We start from the raw sequence: 1,990 nt of genomic DNA on the forward strand, positions 1-1,990 counted from the left end.
TGTCTAGTCCCAGGTGATGTTTGACGTTCTGGTCTCAGCTGATGCTTGACGGTGGGCCTAGACAACATCGGAAACTTCGCGGGGTTTGTTCGCTTTCACGTTACGGACCGGGACGTCGGTCGTGCGCCGGATCACCCGGACCTGACCGTCCAGCTCGACGGTGAGCGTCGTGTCGGACACGTGCACGGTCACGGTCTGGCCCGCGTAGGGGCGGCCGAGGGAGACGACCTGCCGGCAGACCATGACCGTGCCCACCGCGCTGACCCGCCGCTGGACCCGCACGGGCTCGACTCCGGGCCGTGGCGGCGGTCCGGCCGGACGCAGGCCCCGCAGCCTGCGGACTTCCTCACCGGTCAGCGGATTGGGCCGCACCCGCAGCAGTTCCCGCGAGGACGGATCGAAGAACGACAACGTCTCCTCGTCGATGCGGACACCCACCTGGCGGCCGCCGAGGATCTCCGCCGCCAGCACCTGGTGCCCGCCCAGGCCCACCAGGCCGCTGTTGTTCACCACCCGGTCCACCTCGAACGCGGCCCCGTCACCGGCCGGAAGCGGGGCCGGCCCCGCCGCACGTCCGCCCCGGGCCGCCAGCCGTCCCAGATCCGTCACCGACAGATGCGACCGCACGGTCTTGATCCGCGCCCCCGCGATCAGCAGATGGATCACCCGCGTGTCGGCCCAGAACGTCACCGTCAGCCCCGAGCGGGCCGGACCCAGCCAGAACTGCTTGCCCGCCACCTGCAGATTCCCACTCGCAGGCACCACCCGCTCGAACTCCACCGGCCCACCGGACTCCACCGGCACCACCGCCGGCACCTCAGGCAAGGCGGCAGGAACCTCGCAGGCTTCGGTCGCAGCCGGCTCCGGATCCTCTCGGGGTGTCCGCTGCTGCGGCACCAGCGCCAGCACTCCAGGGATCTTCAGGCCCAAGACGTCCCGCTCCTGCTCGGCAACCGGGGTGAACCGGTCGCCCGGAGACTGCATGTCCAGGGCCTGATGCGGACGCATGGAGTTGTACTCCTCCACCCACGCATCCAGTGCCGCCTGAGCCTGCTCGATGCTCTCGAACGCGCCGCAGTCGTCGAGGAGTTCACGCCGCAGCGTCTGATGGAACCGCTCGACCTTGCCTGTCGTGGTCGGCGACGCCGGCTGGGTGAGGCGGTGCGCGATCCCGTTCTCCCGGCAGATCCGGTCGAACAACACCTCACCGCCCTGCCCGAACCGGTCGGTGAACTGCTTGCCGTTGTCGGTCAGCACCTCTTCCGGCACCCCGAACCTGTGCAAGGCCCGGGCGAAGGCCGCGCAGACCGCCCGTCCGGTCGCCCGCTCGACCACCGAAGCGATCACGCAGTACCGGGAATGGTCATCCACACCGGTCACGACCTTGGCCTCGGTCAACTCACCGGTCACCGGGTCGACCAGCATCACGCCGCCGACGATGTCCATCTGCCACAGCTGCATCGGCCGGTCCCGCTGCCAGCGCTTGTAATCCGACCGCTTCCGGCGCCGCACGCCCGGCTCCACCAGCCCGTGACGGACCAGGATCCGATACACGGTCATCCGCGACGGCACCGGATCCACCTGACCGGCCCGCTCCAGCACATGAGCGATCCGCCGCGGACCCCACTTCGGGTGCTTGCGCCGCAGCTCGCACACTGCAGCTTCCACCTCGGCAGAGGCCTGATGCGGACACGACGCCGGCCTGCGCGAACGATCCGCCAGCCCCGCCAGGCCGGAGGCCTCATACCGCGACTTCCACCCGCTCACCGTCTGCCGCGAGACGCCCAGTTGGGCGGCGACCTCCGTCACCGTCGCACCCGCCAACACCGCAAGCACAGCCCGGTATCTCTGCTCGACAACCGACAACTCCACCAGCGCCAATCCCGGCCTCCCCACACACGCCGCAACGACGCGCACAGAAAAGCCGATCACGGCCACTGTCAACCATCAGCTGGGACCGAAGTGTCAAGCATCTACCGGGACCGGACAC

Annotated in this window: 1 protein-coding gene; it reads right to left on the bottom strand. The window is 69.3% G+C overall.

The genetic code is table 11. The features are described from left to right. Nucleotides 1-57 precede the first annotated feature (57 nt). A complete protein-coding gene (locus AB0924_RS38550; protein ID WP_366913983.1) occupies nt 58-1,866 on the bottom strand; it encodes an IS481 family transposase in 1,809 nt (602 codons plus the stop codon). Nucleotides 1,867-1,990 lie beyond the last annotated feature (124 nt).

The organism is Streptomyces sp. NPDC047869 (assembly GCF_040704065.1).
Taxonomy (GTDB): domain Bacteria; phylum Actinomycetota; class Actinomycetes; order Streptomycetales; family Streptomycetaceae; genus Streptomyces.